The organism is Nocardioides alkalitolerans (assembly GCA_038184435.1).
GTDB classification, from domain to species: domain Bacteria; phylum Actinomycetota; class Actinomycetes; order Propionibacteriales; family Nocardioidaceae; genus Nocardioides; species Nocardioides alkalitolerans_A.
The window spans coordinates 2,612,908-2,634,744 of sequence record CP116227.1 but is presented as its reverse complement, the minus strand read 5'-3'; the positions used below and the strand labels follow the sequence as shown (position 1 = coordinate 2,634,744).

At 73.6% G+C, this 21,837-nt stretch carries 19 protein-coding genes and 1 riboswitch; of the genes, 17 read left to right on the top strand and 2 right to left on the bottom strand.

Going from position 1 to position 21,837, the window contains the following annotated elements; all coding sequences use genetic code 11:
* Nucleotides 1-14: 14 nt before the first annotated feature.
* The 4 genes from PIR53_12560 to PIR53_12545 all read left to right on the top strand — a co-directional run bounded on the left by PIR53_12560 (nt 15) and on the right by PIR53_12545 (nt 4,725).
* Nucleotides 15-1,871: a gamma-glutamyltransferase gene (locus tag PIR53_12560; GenBank protein ID WZH50854.1), complete on the top strand. Its 1,857-nt coding sequence runs from the start codon at nt 15-17 to the stop codon at nt 1,869-1,871.
* Nucleotides 1,872-1,878: 7 nt separating this feature from the next.
* Complete coding sequence (locus PIR53_12555; GenBank protein WZH50853.1) at nt 1,879-2,589, top strand: YoaK family protein; 711 nt, start codon at nt 1,879-1,881, stop codon at nt 2,587-2,589.
* 52 nt (nt 2,590-2,641) lie between these two features.
* Complete coding sequence (locus tag PIR53_12550; GenBank protein WZH50852.1) at nt 2,642-4,294, top strand: SpoIIE family protein phosphatase; 1,653 nt, start codon at nt 2,642-2,644, stop codon at nt 4,292-4,294.
* Between the two features lie 41 nt (nt 4,295-4,335).
* Nucleotides 4,336-4,401: riboswitch (guanidine-III (ykkC-III) riboswitch) on the top strand.
* A 9-nt stretch (nt 4,402-4,410) separates the two neighbouring features.
* Nucleotides 4,411-4,725 carry a multidrug efflux SMR transporter gene (locus tag PIR53_12545; protein ID WZH50851.1) on the top strand — a complete coding sequence of 105 codons (315 nt, stop codon included), beginning with the start codon at nt 4,411-4,413 and terminating at the stop codon, nt 4,723-4,725.
* Between the two features lie 12 nt (nt 4,726-4,737).
* Here PIR53_12545 and PIR53_12540 read toward each other — a convergent pair whose 3' ends face one another.
* Complete coding sequence (locus PIR53_12540) at nt 4,738-7,017, bottom strand: SpoIIE family protein phosphatase (GenBank protein ID WZH50850.1); 2,280 nt, start codon at nt 7,015-7,017, stop codon at nt 4,738-4,740.
* Nucleotides 7,018-7,163: 146 nt separating this feature from the next.
* Complete coding sequence (locus tag PIR53_12535; GenBank protein ID WZH50849.1) at nt 7,164-8,039, bottom strand: hypothetical protein; 876 nt, start codon at nt 8,037-8,039, stop codon at nt 7,164-7,166.
* A 399-nt stretch (nt 8,040-8,438) separates the two neighbouring features.
* Between PIR53_12535 and PIR53_12530 the strand changes: the two genes are divergently transcribed.
* From PIR53_12530 to PIR53_12470, 13 genes are all read left to right on the top strand, one after another.
* Entirely contained in the window at nt 8,439-8,858 is a 420-nt protein-coding gene (locus tag PIR53_12530) for a cupin domain-containing protein (protein ID WZH50848.1), read from the top strand.
* Nucleotides 8,855-9,718: an MBL fold metallo-hydrolase gene (locus PIR53_12525; protein ID WZH50847.1), complete on the top strand. Its 864-nt coding sequence runs from the start codon at nt 8,855-8,857 to the stop codon at nt 9,716-9,718. Before PIR53_12530 ends, PIR53_12525 begins: the two co-directional genes overlap by 4 nt.
* 86 nt (nt 9,719-9,804) lie before the next feature.
* Complete coding sequence (locus PIR53_12520; GenBank protein ID WZH50846.1) at nt 9,805-10,941, top strand: sugar ABC transporter substrate-binding protein; 1,137 nt, start codon at nt 9,805-9,807, stop codon at nt 10,939-10,941.
* A 1-nt stretch (nt 10,942) separates the two neighbouring features.
* Nucleotides 10,943-12,469: a sugar ABC transporter ATP-binding protein gene (locus tag PIR53_12515; protein WZH50845.1), complete on the top strand. Its 1,527-nt coding sequence runs from the start codon at nt 10,943-10,945 to the stop codon at nt 12,467-12,469.
* The gene (locus PIR53_12510; GenBank protein WZH50844.1) at nt 12,466-13,515 is read left to right on the top strand and encodes an ABC transporter permease; all 1,050 of its coding nucleotides are present in this window, start codon (nt 12,466-12,468) and stop codon (nt 13,513-13,515) included. The genes PIR53_12515 and PIR53_12510 overlap by 4 nt, the downstream gene beginning before the upstream one ends.
* Before the next feature lie 69 nt (nt 13,516-13,584).
* Nucleotides 13,585-14,694, top strand: a complete 1,110-nt coding sequence (locus PIR53_12505) for an NDMA-dependent alcohol dehydrogenase (protein WZH50843.1) — start codon at nt 13,585-13,587, stop codon at nt 14,692-14,694.
* 59 nt (nt 14,695-14,753) lie between these two features.
* Nucleotides 14,754-16,241 (top strand): aldehyde dehydrogenase family protein, encoded by a 1,488-nt coding sequence (locus tag PIR53_12500; GenBank protein ID WZH50842.1) that lies wholly within the window; start codon nt 14,754-14,756, stop codon nt 16,239-16,241.
* A gap of 8 nt (nt 16,242-16,249) precedes the next feature.
* Entirely contained in the window at nt 16,250-16,945 is a 696-nt protein-coding gene (locus tag PIR53_12495) for a GntR family transcriptional regulator (GenBank protein WZH50841.1), read from the top strand.
* Nucleotides 16,942-18,096, top strand: coding sequence for an alkene reductase (locus PIR53_12490; protein ID WZH50840.1), 1,155 nt, complete (start codon nt 16,942-16,944; stop codon nt 18,094-18,096). Before PIR53_12495 ends, PIR53_12490 begins: the two co-directional genes overlap by 4 nt.
* Complete coding sequence (locus PIR53_12485) at nt 18,093-18,848, top strand: SDR family NAD(P)-dependent oxidoreductase (GenBank protein ID WZH50839.1); 756 nt, start codon at nt 18,093-18,095, stop codon at nt 18,846-18,848. Before PIR53_12490 ends, PIR53_12485 begins: the two co-directional genes overlap by 4 nt.
* On the top strand, nt 18,845-19,612 hold the full coding sequence (locus PIR53_12480) for an SDR family NAD(P)-dependent oxidoreductase (GenBank protein ID WZH50838.1): 768 nt from the start codon (nt 18,845-18,847) through the stop codon (nt 19,610-19,612). Before PIR53_12485 ends, PIR53_12480 begins: the two co-directional genes overlap by 4 nt.
* A gap of 144 nt (nt 19,613-19,756) precedes the next feature.
* Nucleotides 19,757-21,088: an MFS transporter gene (locus PIR53_12475; protein ID WZH50837.1), complete on the top strand. Its 1,332-nt coding sequence runs from the start codon at nt 19,757-19,759 to the stop codon at nt 21,086-21,088.
* A gap of 56 nt (nt 21,089-21,144) precedes the next feature.
* On the top strand, nt 21,145-21,837 hold the full coding sequence (locus tag PIR53_12470) for a GntR family transcriptional regulator (protein ID WZH50836.1): 693 nt from the start codon (nt 21,145-21,147) through the stop codon (nt 21,835-21,837).

Here is a 21,837-nt window from a genome sequence, read left to right as displayed (position 1 = left end):
GGCATGCTCGACGGATGAGCTCCTCCACCGCCTTCACCCCGCCGCCCGCCGACCTGACGCGCCCCACGCTCACGGGGTCGTTCGGGATGGCGGCCGGCACCCACTGGCTCGCCGCGGCGAGCGCGCAGTCGGTGCTGGAGCGCGGCGGCAACGCGTTCGACGCGGCCGTGGCGGGCGCCTTCGTGCTCCACGTCGTGGAGCCGCACCTCAACGGCCCGGGCGGCGACCTCATGGGCATCGTGGCGCCGGCCGGAGCCGATCCCGTGGTCGTCGACGGGCAGGGTCCGGCACCGGCCGGGGCGACGATCGAGCACCTGCGGGCCGAGGGCCTCGCCGACGTGCCCGGCAGCGGGGCGCTCGCCGCCGCCGTCCCCGCCGCCGTCGAGGCGCTCCTCGGACTGCTCGAGGACCACGGCACGTGGGAGCTGGGCGACGTGCTCGCCCCGGCGATCCACTACCTGGAGGACGGGCACCCCGCCGGTGCCCAGCTGTGCCGCACCCTCGCGACGATGCAGGAGCACTTCACCGAGCACTGGCCCGACTCGGCCGCGCTGTGGCTGGTCGACGGCCGGGTGCCCGAGCCCGGCGACGTCGTCCGCAACCCGGCCTACGCCGCGACCCTGCGGGCCCTCGTGGCGGCGGGGACGGCCCTCGGCGCCGGCACCGACGAGGTCGCGCGGGTCGCACGCATCCGCGCGGCGCGCGACGAGTGGCGCTCCGGGCGCGTCGGGCAGGCGCTCGTCGCAGGCGCGGCGCGGTCGCACCGGCACTCGTCGGGCACCGACCACGCGGGCGTGCTCGCGCTCGCCGACCTCGCCGCGGACCACGTGCGGCTCGCGGAGCCGCTCACGCTCGACTTCCGGGGCACGACGGTCCACAAGGCGGGCTTCTCCAGCCAGGGGCCCGTGCTGCTGCAGTGCCTCGCGATCCTCGACCGGCTGCCCGACGAGCAGCTCGACCCGTCGACGGCCCTCGGCGCCCACACGGTGATCGAGGTGCTCAAGCTGGCGCTCGCCGACCGCGACGCCTACTACGGCTCCGGCGCCGACCCGGCGGTGCTCGCCCACCTGCTCACGCCGGCGTACGCCGCGGAGCGGGCCGCGCTCGTCGGCGAGACCGCCTCGCTCGAGCACCGGCCCGGGGTGGTCCCGGGGGCGACGCCCTTCGCGCCGCCGCTGCGCACCCCGGCGGACGTGGTCGTCACCGGGCCGCGGGGACCGGGGCAGCCGGGACCCGCGCCCGTAGGCGTCGGGGAGCCGACGGTCGCCCGCCACGGCACGACGCGTGGCGACACGTGCCACCTCGACGTGGTCGACGCCGCCGGCAACCTGGTGGCGCTGACGCCGTCGGGCGGGTGGCTGCAGTCGTCCCCGACGATCCCCGAGCTGGGCTTCTGCCTCGGCACGCGGTTGCAGATGACGTGGCTCGACGAGTCGAGCCCGTCGGCGCTGCGCCCCGGCGCCCGGCCGCGCACGACGCTCAGCCCGACGGTGCTGAGCCGCGACGGACGACCGTTCGCCGCGCTCGGCACGCCCGGCGGCGACCAGCAGGACCAGTGGCAGCTGCTCTACCTGCTGCGGCTCCTCGTCGGCGGGTGGAGCCCGCAGGCCGCCATCGACGCGCCCGCGTTCCACACGACCGCGGCCGTGAGCTCCTTCTGGCCGCGCACCTGGGAGCCCGGCGGCGTCGTCGCGGAGGCCCGCCTCGGCGAGGCGGTGCTCGGCGAGCTGCGCGACCGGGGCCACGTGCTCACGGTGGCGGGGGACTGGACGCTCGGCCGCATCTCGACCGTCGGCCGCGACCCCGAGACGGGCTGGCTGTTCGGCGCGGCCAACCCCCGCGGTGCGCAGGGGTACGCCGCCGGTCGATGATGGCCGCGTGACCGCGCCCGCTGCTGCTGCTCCGCCCCGGACCGACTCGCTCCTCGAGCACCCCCGCAGCCTCGCGCTGCTCCTCGTGCTCACGTTCTCGACCGGGGTGGCCGACGCGGTCGGCTACCTCGGCCTCGACAAGGTCTTCACCGGCAACATGACCGGCAACGTCGTCATCCTCGGCATGGGCGCGGCGGGCGCGGACGACCTCCCCGTGGTGGGCCCGGTCTGCGCGCTCGCGGCGTTCATGGCCGGGGCGGCGGTGGGCGGACGCTGCGTGCGCGGCCACGACGCCGGCTGGGGGCGCCGGGTCTCCGTGCTGATGCTCGGCGTGGCGGCCCTGCTGGCCGTCACCGCCGGCTACGCCGCGGTCGAGCCGCAGGTCGGCGAGGGCGGCGCCCCGACGGTCGGGGTCGCCGCGGTCGTCGCCGTCGCGATGGGCCTGCAGGCGGCGCTCGCACGGCACGTTGCGGTCAAGGACGTGACGACCGTCGTCGTCACCTCGACCATCACGGGTCTCGCGGCCGACTCCTGGCTGGGGGCGCGCACGGGCCAGCCGTGGATCCGGCGCCTGCTGGCCATCCTCCTCATCGCGGCGGGTGCCGCCGTGGGGGCCCTGCTGCTGCGGGTGGACCTCGCGGCAGGGCTCGCGCTGTCGGCGGTCCTCACCCTCGTGGTGGCCGGGCTCGCGGCGTACTGGTCTCGCTCGAAGGGGTGAGCGAGGACCGGTCGGCGCAGGGTCCTCGGGGGGCACTCGGTAGGTTGCTGAGGTGACGCTCTGGGAGGGGGCAGGCCCCGACCTGCATGCGCGCTACGACGCCGTGGACTGGGCGTCGACCCCGCTCGGCGCGCCCGAGCAGTGGACCGGCACGCTCCGCGGTGCCCTGCGCACCATCGTGAACTCCCGGTTCCCCGCCGTGCTGCTGTGGGGCGAGCAGTTCGTGCTGCTCTACAACGAGGCCTACGTCGAGCTCATCGGTGACAAGCACCCGACCGCGCTCGGTCGCACGGCGGAGTCGGTGTTCCCGGAGGCGTGGGACGAGATCGGGCCGCTCATGCAGGGGGTGCTCGACGGTGGCGGGTCGTTCCGCGTGGACCAGACCCTCCTGCCGCTGCACCGTCGCGGCTTCCTCGAGGACTGCTGGTTCACGTACTCCTACTCGCCCGTCCAGGGCACGGGCGGCCGCATCGAGGGCGTGCTCGACATCGCCGTGGAGATCTCGTCGATGGTGCTCGCCCAGCGACGCGCGATCACGCTCACCGGGCTCGCCGACGTGCTCGCCGGTGCGACGACCGCGCAGGACCTGCGCTCGCGGTCGCTGGCCCTGCTGCGCGGCATCACCGAGGAGTTCGCGGCGATCGACCTGCGGCTGCCGGGCGAGCCGCTGGACGCGACCGCCGGGACGGACGCGGGCCTGCCGGTGGCGCCGTCCACGCTGCTGGTGCCGACCGCGGCGTACGTCGAGGAGACCGCCGCCGGCCGCGTCGTCTGGCTGCAGCTCGGCCGGCCGGCCCCGGGGGAGGAGGTCCCCGTGCTCGTGGCCCGCCAGAGCGGCCGGCTGCCGTTCGACTACCACTACCGGCACTTCCTCCGCGGCATCGCGAACGCCCTCACGCAGGCCCTCACCCGCATCGAGCTGCTCGCGTCGGAGCGCCGGCAGGCGGAGGCGGAGCGCAACGTCTCCATCGCGCTGCAGCGCGCGCTGCTGACGCCGCCGCCGGAGCACGAGCGGCTGGCGGTGGCGGTGCGGTACGTCCCCGCGGCGCACGTCGCCCAGATCGGCGGGGACTGGTACGACGCGTTCCTTCAGCACGACGGCGCCCTCGTGCTCGCCATCGGCGACGTCGCCGGGCACGACCTCGCCGCCGCCGGCACCATGGCCCAGGCGCGCAACCTGACCCGCGGGATCGCCGTGGCGACGGTCGACGGCCCCGCGCGGGTGCTCGAGGCGTTGGACCGTGCGCTCGAGCTGCTCGAGGTGCGCTCGATCGCGACGGCCATCGTGGCGCGGGTCGAGCCGCTCGAGCTCCTGGAGCAGCTCGACCCCGACGCGCAGCGCGACCGCTGGCGGTTCGTGTGGTCGCGCGCCGGCCACCCGCCCGCCGTGCTGCTCCGCCCCGACGGCACCACGCAGGTGCTCGACGCCGGCGGCGAGACGATCCTCGGCATCGACCCGACCACCGTGCGCACCGACCTCGCCGTCCACCTCCCGGTGGGCTCGACGGTCGTGCTCTACACGGACGGCCTCATCGAGCGGCGCGGCATCCCGCTCGACGTGAGCATCAAGGAGCTCTGCACGGCGCTGGCCGCGGGGGCGCACCTCGACGCCGAGGCGCTCAGCGACCACCTGCTCTCGACGCTCGTCGTGCCCTCCGAGGAGGAGGACGACGTCGCCCTCGTCGTGCTGCGCGTCGTGTCCTGAGCCGCGGCTTGCCCGGGGTGCACCCGTGTGCCACCCTCGGCGGCAGGCCTCGCCAGGAGGCTCCGGACGAGGGGTGCCGTACCCGGTCAGCGACAAGACGGCCCGTGGAGGCTGTCGTGTCCTGGTTCGTCCTCGTGCTGTCCGGTCTGCTCGAAGCGGTGTGGGCCACCGCTCTCGGTCGCTCGGAGGGCTTCAGCAAGCCCGTGCCCACCGCCGTCTTCGGCGTCGCGCTCGTCGCGAGCATGGCGGGCCTCGCCCTCGCGATGCGCGACCTGCCGGTGGGCACGGCCTACGCGGTCTGGGTCGGCATCGGCGCCGTCCTCACCGTCGCCTGGGCGATGGCGACCGGCGGCGAGCCGGTGTCGGTCGCGAAGGTGCTCTTCCTCGTGATGATCGTCGCCGGCGTCGTGGGCCTCAAGCTCGTCCACTGACCCGCGCGGGGGTCACAGGGGGCGCCGCACCGCCAGCACCGTCGTGTCGTCGTCCTCGGTGCCGTCGCGGATCGTCAGCACCCGGTCGATCCAGTCGTCGAGGGCCACGGCGGGGTCGTACGTCGCGAGCGAGCGCACCACCGCCGTGCGCTCGCCCATGTCGACGCCCCGGCGCTCGACGAGACCGTCGCTGTAGAGCATGAGCGTCTCGCCGGGCGCGAGCGTGAAGGTCGTGACCGGCGCCTCCGAGGCCCCGAAGCCGAGGAGCGGCCGGGCCGTCATCGTGAGGTCCGCGGTGCCGCCGGGTGCGGCCAGCAGGGGCGGGAGGTGGCCGGCGGCGGCGAGGTCGACCCGGCCGGTGGCCAGGTCGACCTCGGCGGCCACCGCCGTCGCGACGTGGTCGCGCAGCAGGTTGAGCATGAGGTGGTCGAGCTGGTCGAGCGTCTGGGCGACGGTCGAGCCCGCGTACATGTAGGCCCGCAGCGCCGTGCGCAGCTGGATCATCGCCGAGGCGGACTCCACCCCGTGGCCGGCGACGTCGCCCAGCACGATGACGACCCGGCCGGGCGCGATCTCGAACGCGTCCCACCAGTCGCCGCCCATCTGCACGGTGGACGCGGGCAGGTAGCGCGCCGCGACCTCCAGGCCGTCGAACTGCGGCACCTCGCCGAGCACGACGCTCTGCTGGACCGACTCGGCGACCTGCACGTGCTCGCGGGCGCGGGAGAGCAGGAGGCCCGTGACGTGCACGCCGAGCGCGTCGGCCGCCTCGACCTGCCACGGCTCCCACGGCAGCGACCGACCGCGCACCACCTGGCGCCACTTCTCGAAGGAGCGCCGCGGGCTGAGCCGTACCTCGGGCCCCTCGGCCGCGGCCACCTGCTTGTTGCGCGGGTCGCCGCCCCAGTCGACGGTCTGCTCCTGCTCGGGCCGCAGCCAGAGGATCCACCGGTCGGGCTCGGCGCCGATGCGGAGCGCTCCCGCGGCGTACCGGGCCACGTCGGGGAGGTCGCCGAGCCGTGGCTCGAGCGCCGACACGTCGTCGGTGTACGTCGCGTAGCTCTCCTTGTCGGCCAGCACCCGCGCGATGGCCCGGAGCTCGTCCTCGCCGGGGACGTCGCCCGCCGTGGCGAGGAGGTCGTCGTGGGCGAGCGCCGCGCCGGTCGCCCCCATGAGCGTCAGCAGCTCGGGGTCGGCGATGAGCGTCTCGAGGGGGTTCTCGGGGCTGGTGGTGATGCGGGTGACCATGCCGGCGAGCATCGTGCGGGCGCGCAGGGCGGCCTCCCGGCCCTCGGCGCGCTCCCGCTCGCCGACGAGCTGCGAGGCGACCTGGGCGAGGAACTCGGCGGCGCCGCGGGCGTCCTGCGCCGGTCGGTGCGGACCGGAGTAGTGGTGGCAGGCGATGAGGCCCCACAGCTGGTCGTCGACGACGAGCGAGATCGACATGGAGGCGCTGACGCCCATGTTGCCGAGGTACTCGACGTGGATCGGCGAGACGCTGCGCAGCCGCGAGAACGACAGGTCGAGGGGCGCGTCGGTGGCCGGGTCGAAGATGGGGTCGAGCGGCACGGGGGTGTAGCCGATGTCGGCGATCAGCCGCGTCCAGTTGACCGTGTAGAGCCGCCGCGCCTGGGCGGGGATGTCGGTCGCGGGGTAGTGCAGCCCCAGGAACGGGTTGAGGTCGGGGCGCCGCTGCTCGGCGATCACCTCGCCGTTCCACTGCGGGTCGAAGCGGTAGACCATCACGCGGTCGAAGCCGAGCAGCTCCCGCACCTCGCGGGCGAGGTGGTCGGCGAGGTCGGCGATCGACTCCGTGCCGCTCAGGCGGGCCATGGCGCCGCGGGCCGAGCCGTAGGACAACGACAGGCTGCCCGTGCCGACGACCGGCTCGAGCTCGACCACGACGCGGTCCCCGCTGCGCACGACGTGGACGTCGAGCTCCGTGCCGCGGAGGGCGCCGGGGCCCTCCGGCAGCACCAGCACCAGCGGCTCGGTGGGCAGGCCGGCGGCCACGCGCGCAGCGATGGTGGCCGTGGCGTCGGAGCCGAGGAGGTCGGCGGGGGTGGCGCCGACGACCGCGTCGGCGGGCACGCCGAGGAGCTCGCCCGCGTTGGCCGACGCGATCACGACCGAGCCGAGGTGCTCGTCGAGGGCGAGCAGGATGCCGTGCGGCTGGATGGCGCCGGGCACGTGGATCGGCTCGCGGTCGCAGTTGGTGAGGTCGGCCTCGGGGTAGGCCGGGGTGTGGGCCACGCCGTGGGGACGCACCACCGGCTGGGGCACGGGGTCCACGGCGTTGCTCCTTCCCCGAGCGCACCTGGCGCCCCGGGAGGTCCGGGCCGGCGATCAGTCCGCTCGACCCTAGGGTGCGAGCAGCGGACGGCGCCACGCGAGCGGGTGACACTCACCCGTGGGGGTGAGTCGTTCGCGGCAGGCGGTCAGCCCAGCCGCCCGTGCGCCGCGAGCACGTGCAGCGCCCGCAGGGTCACGAGGCCGCGCCACTCGGCGCTCTGCCCCGGCGACCAGGCGAGCCAGTCGAAGGTCCAGCCGCCGTCGTCCTGCTGGCCCGCCTCGAGGCGGTCGAGGTCGGCGGCCACCTGCTCCGGCGTGAACAGGCTGCGGCTGCGGCCCCGCGGGCGGGGCGCCACGTCGAGCAGGTGCAGCCGCTCACCGTCGGTGCCGCCCGGGACCGGGATCGTCCCGTCCGCGCCGACGAGCGGGCGCAGACGCTCGACCGCGGCGTCCGCGCGCGCCGCGTCGGGGTGGTCGTCGGGCACGGCGTCGAGGAGGTCGAGGGCGAACTTCACGCTGTAGGCGTCGAGCGGCTCCTCCGCCTCCAGCCGTGACCAGCACCAGGCCGTCCCCACGCCGACCCACGGCAGGTCGCGGCCGTGGAGGGCGCCGGCGAGCCCGAACGTGAGGTGCGAGCCACCGGGCGTCGGCTGCATCCAGGGGCCGTGCGGGTGCCGCGCCGTCGCCGCCACCACGAAGGGAACCCCGCCGCCCGCCTCCGCGACCCCCGCGACCCACGCCGCGACGTCGCGCACGAGGTCGGCCGTGGCCGGCGCATCGAGCATCCCGACCTCCGCGAGCACCTCGAGCGCGGCCAGGGCGGCGGTCGGCTCGCTGTGCGGTCCGCGCACGTCGGGCTCCAGCGCGCTGCCGAATCCCCCGTCGGCATTGGCGTAGGGCCGTAGCGCCGCCACCACCCGCTCCTTCGTACCGGTGCCCAGCAGCAGCTCCGCGCGGCGCCGGTCCAGCAGGCGGGCGTTGGCCTCGATGAACGTCACGGCGGCGGGGAGGTCGATGCTCACCCCTCGCACGCTAGGGGAGCGGTACGCCGCTGGCGAGCCCCGCGCCGTACCTGGGGCGCTGGGTGATCCGGACCCGCCGCTGGATGGGGAATGGTGCGTTGGGTGCGGCCGGGGTCGAGGCCGGACCTGCCCCAGCCGTACACCTCCGCCACCCTTGGTCGCGCCCCGCACGCCACGCGGCTCATCGGTCGACGGTCGGCAGTCGACCGTTCGCGGTCCGCGCCGCGTGCGAGTGGGTGTGGAGGACGCTTTCGGGCCCGTTCACAGAGCCGTTACACATCCCCGATCAGCAAACTGTTGACAGTTGTCAGTTGGCAACCTAGGTTCGTCGGCATGCCCGTGACGTGGTCTGCGTCACCCGCTCACCAGCGGTCCCGGCACCCCGAGGAGGAGCCCCCGATGTCGTTCGTGTCTGCCTGGTCGGACCTGCCGGAGCGCGAGGTGCTGCCCGGCAACTTCCGTACCGCCGTCACCGGCAAGGAGATGGGGATCAACCGGATCCGCTGGGTGCACCCGACGGTGCTGCCGATGCACACGCACCCCGACGCGGAGCAGGCCGTCGTCATGACGAGCGGCCGGATCGCCTTCACCGTCGGCGGCGAGGAGATGGAGCTGTCGGTCGGCGACGTGCTCGTCGTCCCTCGCGACGTCGTGCACGGCGGCCGGTCGATCGAGGGCGAGGCGACCTTCGTCGAGATCTTCGCCCCGACCCGCATCGAGAACCTCGTCGGCTTCCTCGGCGGGGCCTCCATGCCGGTCCCCGAGAGCACTCCCGAGACCGCCACCGCCCGCCCGTCCACCCGTGAGGAGCAGCAGTGACCCTGCAGCAGGTCAGCAAGCACGTCCACGTCGAGACCGCCAACCTGGGCTCGAACAACTCGATCATCGTGGGCGCCGACGGCGTGGCCCTGGTCGACACCCCGCACCGGCCGACGGACGCGATCGCGTGGCGGAAGGTGGTCGACGGGTTCGGCCGCACGCGCTTCGTGGTCAACACCGACCACCACCCCGACCACACGATCGGCAACTTCTGGATGGGCGGCGAGGTCGTCGCGCACCGGGGCACCCGGGAACGGCTGCTCCACGACGCGCCGACCTACGACTACCTCAAGGACCTCTTCGCCCGGATCGACCCCGACGCTGTGGCGATGCTCGACGAGTACGCCGTGCGCGTGCCCGAGGTCGTTTTCAACGACGCGCTCGACCTCCACTTCGGTGAGCTCCACCTCGAGCTCACCTTCCAGCCCGGCCACACGGCCAACAGCCTGATCGCCTACCTGCCCGAGGACGGCGTCGTGTTCACCGGCGACATCGTCTGCGAGGCCGGCCTGCCCTCGTTCCAGGACTCGCGCATCTGGAACTGGTTCGACGCGATCGACGCGGTGGCCGCCTACGACTTCACCGTGCTCGTCCCCGGCCACGGCGAGGTCGCCGACCGGGCGGTGCTGGAGCAGTACCGCCAGTGGGGCCGCGAGGTCGTCGGCGAGGTGGCCGCTGCCAAGAGCGCCGGGCACAGCCTCGAGCAGGCCTGCGACGAGATCCGCTTCCCCGACAACATCCACGTCGACACCGAGGACTACGTCGGCTACCCCGACTCCCTCGTCGAGGTCTTCCAGCGGCGCTCGATCGCCCGCATCTACGAGGACCTCGACCTCCGCCCGGAGCTCGCCCAGCGCTGAGCCGGCTCCGCCGCCCACACCTCCCGGCACCACCGCAGCACCCCGTCTCGGACGTCCCGAACCCGCACCCGCAAACGGAGTCCCACATGCGCACAACCACCTTCAAGGTCGGCGTGGCCGCCCTCGCCCTGACCGCCCTGACCGCGTGCACCAGCTCGCTCGAGTCCGGTGGGGAGTCCACCGACGAGGGCCGCGAGCGCGCCGACGCGGCCGCCGAGCTCGTCGACGAGGCGAAGGCTGTCCCGACGACCGACGACCTCGGTGACCCCATCGACGTCAGCTCGCTCGCGGGCGAGACGATCTACAGCATCCCGATCGACAGCACTGCGGAGTTCTACACCGCGGGGGAGCGCGCCATGGCCGCGGTCGCGGAGCAGGCGGGCATCGACTACGTGACCTTCCCCTCGGACGGCACGCAGACCTCCTACCAGCAGGGCATCGCGCAGGCCATCAACGCCGGCGCGTCGGCCATCCTGCTCAACGGCCCCCTGGCGGAGACGCTCGGCCCGTCGATCGACGCGGCGAAGGACGCCGGGATCCCCGTGATCCCGCTCCACATCAGCGACAGCGAGGGCGAGGGCACCCCGGGCCTCGAGTACGAGGCCTATGCCCCCTTCAACCAGGCCGCCCGCCTGATGGCCCTCGCCGCCATCGCGGACGCCGACGGCGTGCCGGTCCACGCCCTCGTCATCCAGTCCTCCGAGACCGGCCCGGCGGCCGGCATGGTCGAGACGATCGAGGAGACGCTGGAGGAGTCGGGCCCCGAGGGCTCGGAGGCCACCGTCATCAACGTGGCCGTCCCGCAGTGGTCGACCCAGATCCAGAGCCAGGTGCAGTCGGCGCTGGTGCGCGAGCAGGACATCAACGCCGTGCTCCCGATCTACGACTCCATGGCCCTGTACGCCTCGCCCGGCATCCGCCAGGCCGCCGGCAGCCGCGAGGTCCCCATCTACACCTTCAACGGCACGCCCTCGATCCTGCGGATGGTGCAGGACGGCGAGGTGGCCGTGAACATCGCGGAGAACCCCGACTGGGTCGCCTACGTCAACATGGACGTCGCGTTCCGGGCCATCCTCGGCGAGGAGCCCATCCCCGGCGAGTCCGGCCCGATCCGCCTCATCGACGAGTCGAACGTGGCCGAGACCGGCAACCCGCCGGAGAGCGGCAAGGGCTTCGGCGACGAGTACGCCGCGGCGTACCTCGAGCTGTGGGGCCTGTCCTGACATGAGCACCTCCCTGCTCCAGGTCCGCGACCTGCGCAAGTCGTTCAACGGGGTCCCCGCGCTCCGCGGGGTCGACCTCGACGTGCGGCCCGGCGAGATCCACGGCCTGCTCGGCGCCAACGGCTGCGGCAAGTCGACGCTCATCAAGGTGCTCGCCGGCGTCCACGACGCCGACGGCGGCTCGGTGACCGTCCGCGGGCGCGAGATCTCCACGCCGTTCGGCCCCCGGGGGCTGCGGGACGAGGGCCTGGGCTTCGTGCACCAGGACCTCGGCCTCGCGCCCGCGGGCACCGTGCTCGAGCACATGGCCCTCGACCACGAGGGCAGCGCACCGGGCTGGCGCCGGGTGGGCTGGCGCGCCGAGCGGGCCCGGGTGACCGAGCTGCTGGAGCGGTTCGGCATCGGGGTCAGCCCCGAAGCCACGATCGACATGCTCTCGCCGGTGCAGCGGGCGATGGTCGCCGTCGTCCGTGCGGTCGGCGCCCAGGAGGCCGGCGGCGTCGACGGGGGACAGATCCTCGTCCTCGACGAGCCGACGGTGTTCCTGCCCCGCAACGAGGTCGACCTGCTGTTCGGCGTGCTGCGCCGGCTGCGCGAGCGCGGCGACGCGGTGCTGCTCGTCTCCCACGACCTCGACGAGATCCTGCAGGTGACCGACCGGGTCACCGTCTTCCGCAACGGCGTGCTCGCCGGCACGCGGGAGACGCAGGGCTCGACCCGCGACGACCTGGTGCAGCTCATCCTCGGCGCCCGCGACGAGCACGTGGCCCGTGGGGCGGCGACGGTCCGGCACGACCAGGAGCCGCTGCTCTCCACGCGGGCGCTGTCCGGCGCCCGCGTGAAAGGCCTCGACCTCGACCTCTACCCGGGGGAGGTCGTCGGGGTCACCGGCCTGGCCGGCTCCGGGTTCGAGGAGCTGCCCGACCTGCTCTTCGGCTCGCGCGCCGCCTCGAGCGGGACGCTGGTGCACGGGGGCCAGGAGGTGCGCCGGCCGACGCCGGCCCGGTCCATGGACGCGGGCGTCGTGCTCATCCCGGCGGACCGCAAGGGCCAGGGCGGCGCGCTCGGGCTCACGGTGCTCGAGAACGTCTCCCTGCCCTTCCTCGACCGCAGCGCACGCGGCGCGAAGGTCGACTGGAAGGGCCTCGAGAGCCAGGCGCAGGACACGTGCGAGCGCCTCAACGTCGTGCCGCCCAACCCGCGGGCCCTCTTCGGGCACCTGTCGGGCGGCAACCAGCAGAAGGCGCTCATCGGCAAGTGGATGGACACCGGACCGACCGTCCTCCTGCTCAACGAGCCCACGCAGGGCGTCGACATCGGCGCCCGGCGCGAGATCTTCAAGCTCATCCGTTCGGCGGTCGCCGACGGCATGGCCGTGCTCTGCGCGACCTCGGACTACGAGCAGCTGGTGGAGATGGCCGACCGCGTGGTCGTCCTCGACGCCGGTCGCGCGCGCACCGAGCTGCACGGCGACGACATCACCAAGGACGCGCTCGCGTCCGCCGTCTACGCGGAGGAAGCCTCATGACTGCCATCGACCAGGAGCGCCCGGTGACGCCCGGGGACGACGGGAAGGGCCGCGGGGCCCGCGCCGACGTCGTGCGCAAGCCCGCCGAGCCCGAGCGCTTCGCGCTGCTGGGGGTGTGGGCCGCCCTCATCGTCGCCTTCAGCCTCATCGTGCCGGACACGTTCCCGACCACGGCGAACGTCTCCAACATGCTCTCGACCCAGGTCGTGCTGCTGATCCTCGCGCTCGGCCTGCTGGTGCCGCTGCGCGCCGGGGACTACGACCTGTCGGTGGCCAACACCCTCGGGCTCTCGGCGATGACCGTGGCGCTGCTGAACGTCAACCACGGGTGGAACATCTGGCTCGCGGTCGTCGCGGCCATCGTGGTCAGCCTCGGCGTCGGCCTCCTCAACGGCTTCATCGTCACCGTCTTCGACATCGACCCGTTCATCGTCACCCTCGGTGTCGGCACGGTGGTGCAGGGCCTGATCTTCCTGATCTCGAGCTCGATGACGATCAGCGGCGTGGACCGCACGCTGACCGACGCCGTGCTGACCCAGCCGGGGATCGTCATCTCGCTCGGCTTCTACTACGCGATCGCCCTGTGCGTGCTCGTCTGGTACGTCTTCGACCACTCGGCCTTCGGCCAGCGCCTGCTGTTCGTCGGCCAGAGCCGCGACGTGGCCCGCCTCAACGGCGTCAACGTGGCGCGGATGCGCTGGACGTCGCTCGTCATCTCCGCCGGCTTCGCGGGCCTCGCCGGCGTGGTCTACGCGGGCACGACCGCCAGCGCCGACCCCGTCTCGGGTGCGTCGTTCCTGCTGCCGGCGTTCGCCGCCTGCTTCCTCGGCTCGACCGTCCTGCGCATCGGTCGGTTCAACCCGTGGGGCACCCTGATCGCCGTCTACTTCCTGGTCACCGGCATCACCGGCCTCCAGCTCATGGGCGCGCAGCAGTACGTCCAGGAGCTGTTCTACGGCGGCGCCCTCGTGATCGCCGTCGTGCTCTCCAAGCTGGTGCGCACCCGCGGCGAGCGCAAGCGCCGGCGCATGGCCGCCACCGCCTGACCCGGCCAGACCGAGCCCGATCCAGACATCCATCCACCCAGCACCACCCCGGCACGAAGGAGCACGACCATGCAGGCACGCGGAGCCGTCATCCACGAGGTCAACGGCAAGTGGCAGGTCCAGGACCTCGAGGTCGCCGAGCCCGGTGAGAACGAGGTGCTCGTCAAGGTCATGGCCTCCGGGCTGTGCCACTCCGACGACCACTTCGTCACCGGCGACCTCGACGTGCCCCTGCCGATGGTGGGGGGCCACGAGGGCGCGGGCATCGTCGAGAAGGTCGGCGCCAAGGTCACCCGGGTGAAGCCCGGCGACCACGTCGCCACGCTCTTCATCCCCGCCTGCGGCACCTGCCGCTACTGCGCCAAGGGCCAGAGCTACATCTGCAACAACGGCGCCGGCATGGAGACGGGCCGCGCGATGGACGGCACCTACCGGTTCCACGACACCGACGGCAACCCCGTCGGCGGCGTCACGCGCCTGGGCACGTTCTCCAACTACCTCGTCTGCCACGAGTCGCAGACGGTGCAGCTGCCCGAGGACATCCCCTTCGACCTGGCGTGCCTCGTCTCCTGCGGCGTCGCGACCGGGTACGGCGCGGCCGTCAACGGCGGCGTGAAGCCGGGCGACGTCGTGCTCGTGCTGGGCCTCGGCGGGGTGGGCGCCAACGCGGTGCAGGGGGCCCGCCACGCGGGTGCGGACCACGTCATCGTGGTCGACCCCGTCGACTACAAGCAGGAGCGGGCCGCCGACTTCGGCGCCACCGCCTCCTTCGCCTCCATCGGCGAGGCGCGTCCGCTCATCGACCAGCTGACCAACGGCCAGGGCGTCGACGTCGCGATCATCACGGTCGGTCGCGTCGACGGCGACATCATCGGCGAGGCCTTCGCCGCCGTCGGCAAGGCCGGCACGTGCGTGCTGGTCTCGGTCGGCTCCTCGGAGATGTCGATCGCCGTGAGCCCGCAGGACCTCACCAACTTCGCGAAGTCCATCCAGGGCGTCATGTACGGCAACTGCAGCCCCGTGGGCGACATCCCGCGGCTGCTCGAGATGTACCGCCGCGGCTCGATCAAGCTCGACGAGCTCGTCACCCGCCGCTACGGCCTCGACGAGATCAACCAGGCGGTCGAGGACATGCACGCCGGTCGCAACATCCGCGGCGTCGTCGTCCACGAGCACTGAGCCGCGCCGAGCCGGCCCGCGCACCCAGAACCCGAGCACGAGAGCAGAGGACACGACACGTGACCACCACCCAGCAGGCGCTCGACGTCGACGCCGACCGCCCCATCGAGCACACCCGCCTCCACATCGGCGGCGAGTGGGTCGACGGTGAGGGCGGCAAGGAGTTCGACACGATCAACCCGTCCACCGGGCGCGCCTTCGCGAAGGTCGCCGAGGCGTCGGCGGCCGACGTCGACAAGGCCGTCGCCGCCGCCCGCGCGGCGTTCGAGGACGGACCGTGGGCGCGCATGAAGCCGAAGGACCGGGCGGCGGCCCTGTGGCGGCTCGGTGACCTCATCGTGGCGGACGCCGCCGAGATGGGTCGCGTCGAGACGCTCGACATGGGCAAGCCCTACCTGGGCGCGCGGGACGGCGACGTCCCCACCGCTGCCGGCCTGTTCCACTACATGTCGGGCTACGCGACGAAGATCGAGGGCGAGACGATCCCGATCTCGGCCCCGGGGGAGTACCACACCTACACCCGCCGCGAGCCCCTCGGCGTCGTCGGCCTCATCGTCCCGTGGAACTTCCCGCTCGTCATCACGGCGTGGAAGGTGGCGCCCGCCCTGGCGGCCGGCAACACCGTGGTGCTGAAGCCCGCCGAGTCGACGCCGCTCTCCGCGCTGCGCCTGGCCCACCTGGCGCTCGAGGCGGGCATCCCGCCCGGCGTGCTCAACGTGGTCAACGGTTTCGGCCACACCACGGGCGCCGCGCTCGCGTCCCACCCGGACGTCGACAAGGTCTCGTTCACGGGCTCGACGGCCACGGGCCGCCGCATCCTCGACGCGGCCGGCGGCAACCTCAAGCGCGTCACGCTGGAGCTGGGCGGCAAGAGCGCCAACATCATCTTCGGCGACGCCGACCTGGAGGCCGCGATCGACGGCGCCAGCAACGCGATCTTCTACAACGCCGGCCAGGCGTGCGCGGCGGGCTCGCGGCTCTACGTGCACGACAGCGTGTACGACGAGGTCGTGGCCGGCCTGGTGAAGAAGGCGGAGCAGATCAAGGTCGGGGACGGCTTCGACGCGTCGAGCGAGATCGGCCCCGTGGCCAACGAGGCCCAGTTCGACCGCGTGCGGTCCTACCTCGAGGTGGGTCGCGCGGAGGGCTCCGTGCTCACGGGCGGCGTCCGCAAGGGCGAGGAGGGTTTCTTCATCGAGCCCACCGTCTTCGCCGACACCGCTGCGGACGCCCGCGTGGTGAAGGAGGAGATCTTCGGACCGGTCGTCGTCGCGACGCGATTCACCGACGAGGACGAGGTCGTGCGGGCGGCCAACGACACCCGCTACGGCCTCGCGGCGGGCGTCTGGACCCGCGACGTGGCGCGGGCGCACCGCGTCGCCGGGCGGCTGCAGGCGGGCACGGTCTGGGTGAACGCCTACGGCGTCTTCGACCCGAGCATGCCGTTCGGCGGCATGAAGGAGTCGGGCTGGGGCCGCGAGATGGGCCACGAGGTGCTCCACGACTACACGGACCTCAAGACCGTGTGCGTCAACATCGCGGACTGACCTCCCCGATGACCGACACCGCACCTCCCGGGCTGGTGCCCTTCGACCGCACCAGCCTCACCCTGGCGGACCGGGTCGAGGCCCTGCTCCACGAGCAGATCGTGAGCGGAGCCCTCGAGGCGGGGGCGCGGCTGAGCGAGAGCGAGATCGCGAGCTCCTTCGGCGTCAGTCGGGGACCGGTGCGCGAGGCGCTGCGGCGCCTCGCGCACCGGGGGCTCGTCGTCGTCGAGTCCCACCGTGGCGCCTCGGTGCGCCACCTGGACCTCAGCGACGTGCGCCAGCTCTTCGAGGTGCGCATCGCGCTCGAGTGCGAGGCCGCCGCCCTGGCGGCCCGCCGGATCGACGACGCGGGCCGGGCCGGGCTCATCGACCTGGAGCGGCTCGCGGACGGCGAGGCCGACTCCGGTCTCACCGCCGTGTTCGACGACCACGACCTGCACGACCTGATCGTGCTGCACGCGGCCAACGACCAGCTGGCCCGCATGGTCCGCCAGGTCAACGTCGAGCTGCGGCTCGCCCGCTCCCGGTCCGGCGCGGGCGGCCACCGCGCGGCGGAGGCCCGCGAGGAGCACCGCCGCCTCATCCGCTGCCTCGTCGCCGGTGACGCCACCGGCGCGCGGGCGGCCATGCGCGAGCACCTGTCGGCCGCGCTGTTCAACACCCTGCAGACGCTGCAGGGCCCGACCGAGGAGGACCGAACGTGACGGCCAGTCCCGCCACCAGCCCCACCACCAGCCCCTCCGTGCTCGACCCCTGGCAGCTCGGCCGGATCGAGCTGGCGAACCGGGTCGTCATGGCGCCCATGACGCGCAACCGCGCGGACGAGCACGGGGTGCTGCCCGAGGTGGCGATCGACTACTACGCGCAGCGGGCCGGTGCCGGTCTCATCGTCACCGAGGGCACGCAGCCGACCGCGGCCGCCCAGGGCTACCCCGGCACGCCGGGGCTGCACACCGACGTCCAGCAAGCCGTGTGGGCGCAGGTCGCCGATGCCGTGCACGCCCGTGGCGGGCGCATCTTCTGCCAGCTCATGCACACGGGCCGGATCAGCCACGAGAGCCTCATCCCGCCCGGTGCCCGGATCGTCGCGCCCAGCGCCGTCCGCGCCGACCTCGAGGTGCAGACCGCCGACGGCCGCAGCGTCCCGGCCCCCGAGCCGGCGGAGATGACCCCCGACGACATCGCCGAGGTGGTCGAGGGGTTCGCCTCGTCCGCCGCCCGCGCGGTCGCCGCCGGGCTCGACGGCGTCGAGCTGCACGCGGCCAACGGCTACCTGCTCCACCAGTTCCTCGCCCCCGGCACCAACCACCGCACCGACGCGTACGGCGGCACCCCGGCCGGGCGGGCCCGCTTCGTCGTCGAGGTCACGCGCGCGGTCGCGGAGCGGATCGGGGCGGACCGCGTCGGCATCCGCATCTCGCCCGGCGGCCAGTTCAACGACATGGACGACCAGGACAACGACGACACCTACGTGCGGCTGGCCGCGGAGATCGGCGAGCTGCGTCCGGCGTACCTCCACACCCTGCGTCGCCGCAGCACCCCGTTGCACCGCACGCTGCGGGAGACCTGGCCCACGACGTACGTCCTCAACACCGGCTACAACGGCGGCAGCGAGCTCGACGACGTCGCGCCCATCGTCGCGGAGGGCGCGGCCCACCTCGTCAGCGTCGGCCGCCTCTTCATCTCGAACCCGGACCTCGTCGAGCGCTGGCGGCACGGCCGCCCGCGAGCGGCGTGGGACGAGGAGACCTTCTACACGGGCGGGGAGCGCGGCTACACCGACTACCCCGCCTGGCACGAGCCCGACGGCTCGGACGAGTCGAGCGCACCCACCCGCAGAGGAGCACCCGCATGAGCACCGCAGCAACCGTCCCCGCGCCCCTCGGCGACCGCGTGGTCGTCGTGACCGGCGCGGCGTCCGGCATCGGCGCCGCCACCGTCGACTTCCTGCGTCGCCAGGGCGCGACGGTGGTCGGCTGGGACATCAGCGGCACGCCGGAGGCCGGCCCGCTCGACCTCACCGACGGGGAGGCGGTCCGCGCGGCCGGCGCCGCGGTGGTGGCCGAGCACGGCGCGGTCCACGCGCTGGTCAACTGCGCGGGCGTCATCACGCCCAACCTGCCGCTCGAGCAGACGGACGCGGCCGACTTCCGGAAGTGCTTCGACGTCAACGTCGTCGGCCTCGTCAACGCCAGCCAGTCCGTGCACGCCGCGCTGGTGGAGTCGAAGGGCGCCATCGTCAACGTGGCGAGCCAGGCCGCCCTCGTCAGCCTGCCGCACCAGTCGGCGTACACGGCCTCCAAGGGCGCGGTCGCCGCGCTCACCCGCGCGATGGCGGTCGACTGGGCCGAGGCGGGCGTCCGCGTCAACGCGGTGTGCCCCGGTTTCACCCTGACGCCGATGGCCGTGCAGCAGATGACGCCCGAGCTCGACGCCGCGGTCTCGCGCCGCGTCCCGCTGGGCCGGATGTTCCAGCCCGACGAGATCGCGTCGGTCATCGCGTTCCTCGCCTCCGACGCGGCCTCCGCGGTCACGGGCGTCGTCATGCCCGTCGACGGCGGTTGGACCGCGGGCGAGCCTGCGCTCCCGATGGGCGGCGACGCGTGAGCGCCGGGGGAGCACCGCGCGTCGCCTACGTGACGGGCGCGAGCTCGGGGATCGGCCGCGGCGCGGCGGAGCGGCTCGCGGCCGACGGGGCGCGGGTCGTGCTCCTGGGCCGCGACGAGGGCCGGCTCGCGGAGGCGGCCGCCGCGTGCGGCCCGGACGCGCGGTACGCCGCGTTCGACGTGACGGACGCCGCCGCGGTGGAGGCGGTGCTGCCCGGCGTCATCGCCGAGCACGGCGCGCCGTCGGTGGTCGTGCACAACGCCGGGCAGACGGTCGTCGGCGCGCTTGACGCGCTGACGCCCGAGGAGTGGCACCGGCAGCTCGACGTGAACCTGACGAGCATCTACTCGCTCAACCGGCACCTGTGGCCGGCGATGGTCCCGGGCGGCGGGGCGATCGTGCTCGTCGCCTCGACGGCCTCGTTCGCGGCGTTCCCCCAGGACGCGGCGTACGTCGCCACCAAGGGGGCGGTGCTCGCCCTGACCAAGGCCATGGCGCTCGACGGGGCACCGCACGGCATCCGTGTCAACGCGGTGTGCCCGGGCTTCATCCTGACGCCGAACCTGCAGGGGTACTTCGACGCCCAGGCCGACCCCGCGGGGGCGGCTGCCGGCTCGGCCGCCGCGGCGCCGCTCGGTCGCATGGGCAGCCCCGCCGACGTGGCGGGCACGATCGCGTTCCTCGTCTCCGACGACGCCGCGTTCGTGACGGGGACGTCCGTGCTGGTCGACGGCGGCCTCATGGCGAAGGTACCCACGGCGTGATCTTGTAGCCGTCAACTGCTAACTGTTGACAATCGACAGTTGAAGGCGGATGCTCGGGGGGTCGGTCGTCCGGCCCCCCGAGCGGGTCCCGCGCCCGACCCTGCTCCTCTCCCTCCCTCCCCTCGCCCACGAAAGGAGCCCCGCATGTCCACGACGAACGCCGGCCCCTCGGTGGGTCAGCAGCGGCGCGCGGCACTCGGCAGCTTCGCCGGCACGACGCTGGAGTGGTACGACTTCTTCATCTACGGCACGGCCGCCGCCCTGGTCTTCGGTGATGTCTTCTTCCCGACCCAGGAGGGCGTCGTCGGCACCCTCGCCGCCTTCGCGACCTTCGCGGTCGGCTTCGCGGCCCGCCCGATCGGCTCGATCCTCTTCGGTCACTACGGCGACAAGCTGGGCCGCCGCAACGTCCTCATGACGACGCTCCTGCTCATGGGGGTCTCCACCGTCCTCATCGGCTGCATCCCCTCCTACGACGCCATCGGCGCCTGGGCGCCGGCGCTCCTCGTGCTCTGCCGCATCGGCCAGGGCGTCGCCCTGGGCGGCGAGTGGGGCGGTGCCGCGCTGCTCTCCGTCGAGAACGCCCCCGAGGGCCGCAAGGGCCTCTTCGGCTCCTCCACCCAGGTCGGCTCGCCGGCGGGCCTGCTGCTCGCCAGCCTCGTCGTCGCTGCGGCGGCCGGCCTCAGCGGCGACGCCTTCGACAGCTGGGGCTGGCGCGTCCCGTTCTGGATCTCCGCGGTCATCGTGCTCGTCGGGTTCTGGATCCGTCGCGGCCTCGCCGAGTCCCACGACTTCGCCGCGGCCCAGGCCCACGACGAGACGACGAACGTGCCGGTCGTCGAGGTGCTCCGCCACCAGTGGCGCGAGGTGCTCCTCGGTGCCGGGCTGGGTGCGGCCAACAACGCGCTCTACTACACGGTGGCGACCTACACGCTGGCCTACGTCACCACCCAGACGGACGTGACCGAGGGCCAGGTGCTCAACCACCTGACGATCGTCTCGCTCTGCTACCTCGTCTCGATCCCGCTCTTCGGCTGGCTGTCCGACCGGGTCGGCCTGCGGCGCCAGGTCATGCTGGCCGCCCTCGCCGCTGCCGGGTTCACCGTGCCGTACTTCCTCCTCATCGAGACCGGCAGCTCGCTCGTCATCCTCGTCGCGATGGTCGTCGGCCTCGCCGTCGTGCAGTCCGCGGCCTACGCACCCCAGCCGGCCGTCTACAGCGAGCTGTTCCCGGCCCGCACCCGCTACACCGGCGCCTCGCTCAGCTACGCCCTACCGACGACGGTGGTCGGCGGCACGGCGCCGCTCATCGCGACCTACCTCTACGACCGCACCGGGTCGAACCTGCCGATGGCGGGCTACATCGTGGTGCTCTGCCTCGTGGCGGCCACCTGCGCGGGCCTGGCAATGCGTCGCCACGAGCGCGCGGTTCGTGAGACTGTGTCGACAGTTGACATGCCGGTGGCGCGGCGATGAGCACGACGACCCTCCCCGCTCGCGCCGCCGGCACGGACCGCGAGAGGAACACGTCCATGCCGAAGGCCCCCAGGAGCGACCGTCCCAGCTCGACACCGCTCGAGCGCGACGCTACGTTCTCCCGCCGCACGGAGGAGGCGGTGCGGTCGATGATCCTCGACGGCACCCTCTCCCCGGGCGAGCGGCTCAACGAGGTGCTCATCGCCCAGTCGCTCGGCATCAGCCGCGGGCCCCTCCGCGAGGCCATCCAGCGCCTCGTGGGCGAGGGCCTCGTCACCGTGATCAGCCACCGCGGCGCCTTCGTGCGCACCTTCGCGCGGCGCGAGGTGGAGGAGCTCTACGAGATGCGCTCCGCGCTCGAGATGTACGTCGCGCGCCTGGTCTGCCAGCGGGCCTCGGACGCCGAGGTCGCCGAGCTCCGAGCCTTGGTGGACGCAGCGGCTGCGGAGATGTCGAGCGCGCCGGACGCGCCGTACCCCTCCGACGCGGACCTGCACTCGCGCCTCATCGACCTGGCGGGCAACGCGACGCTCGGCCGGGCGACGGTGGAGGCCCAGCGCCAGATCTCGCTCGCCCGTCGGATGTCGGCCCAGGTGCCGGCACGCGCCCGCGAGGCGCAGGGCGAGCACGAAGAGCTCGTCGCGGCCTTCGAGCGCCGCGACGAGGACGCCGCCGCGGCGGCCATGCGCCGTCACCTCGACCGGGCGCGTCGCAGCGCCGTCGAGGCCCTGGGGATCGACGACAGCTGA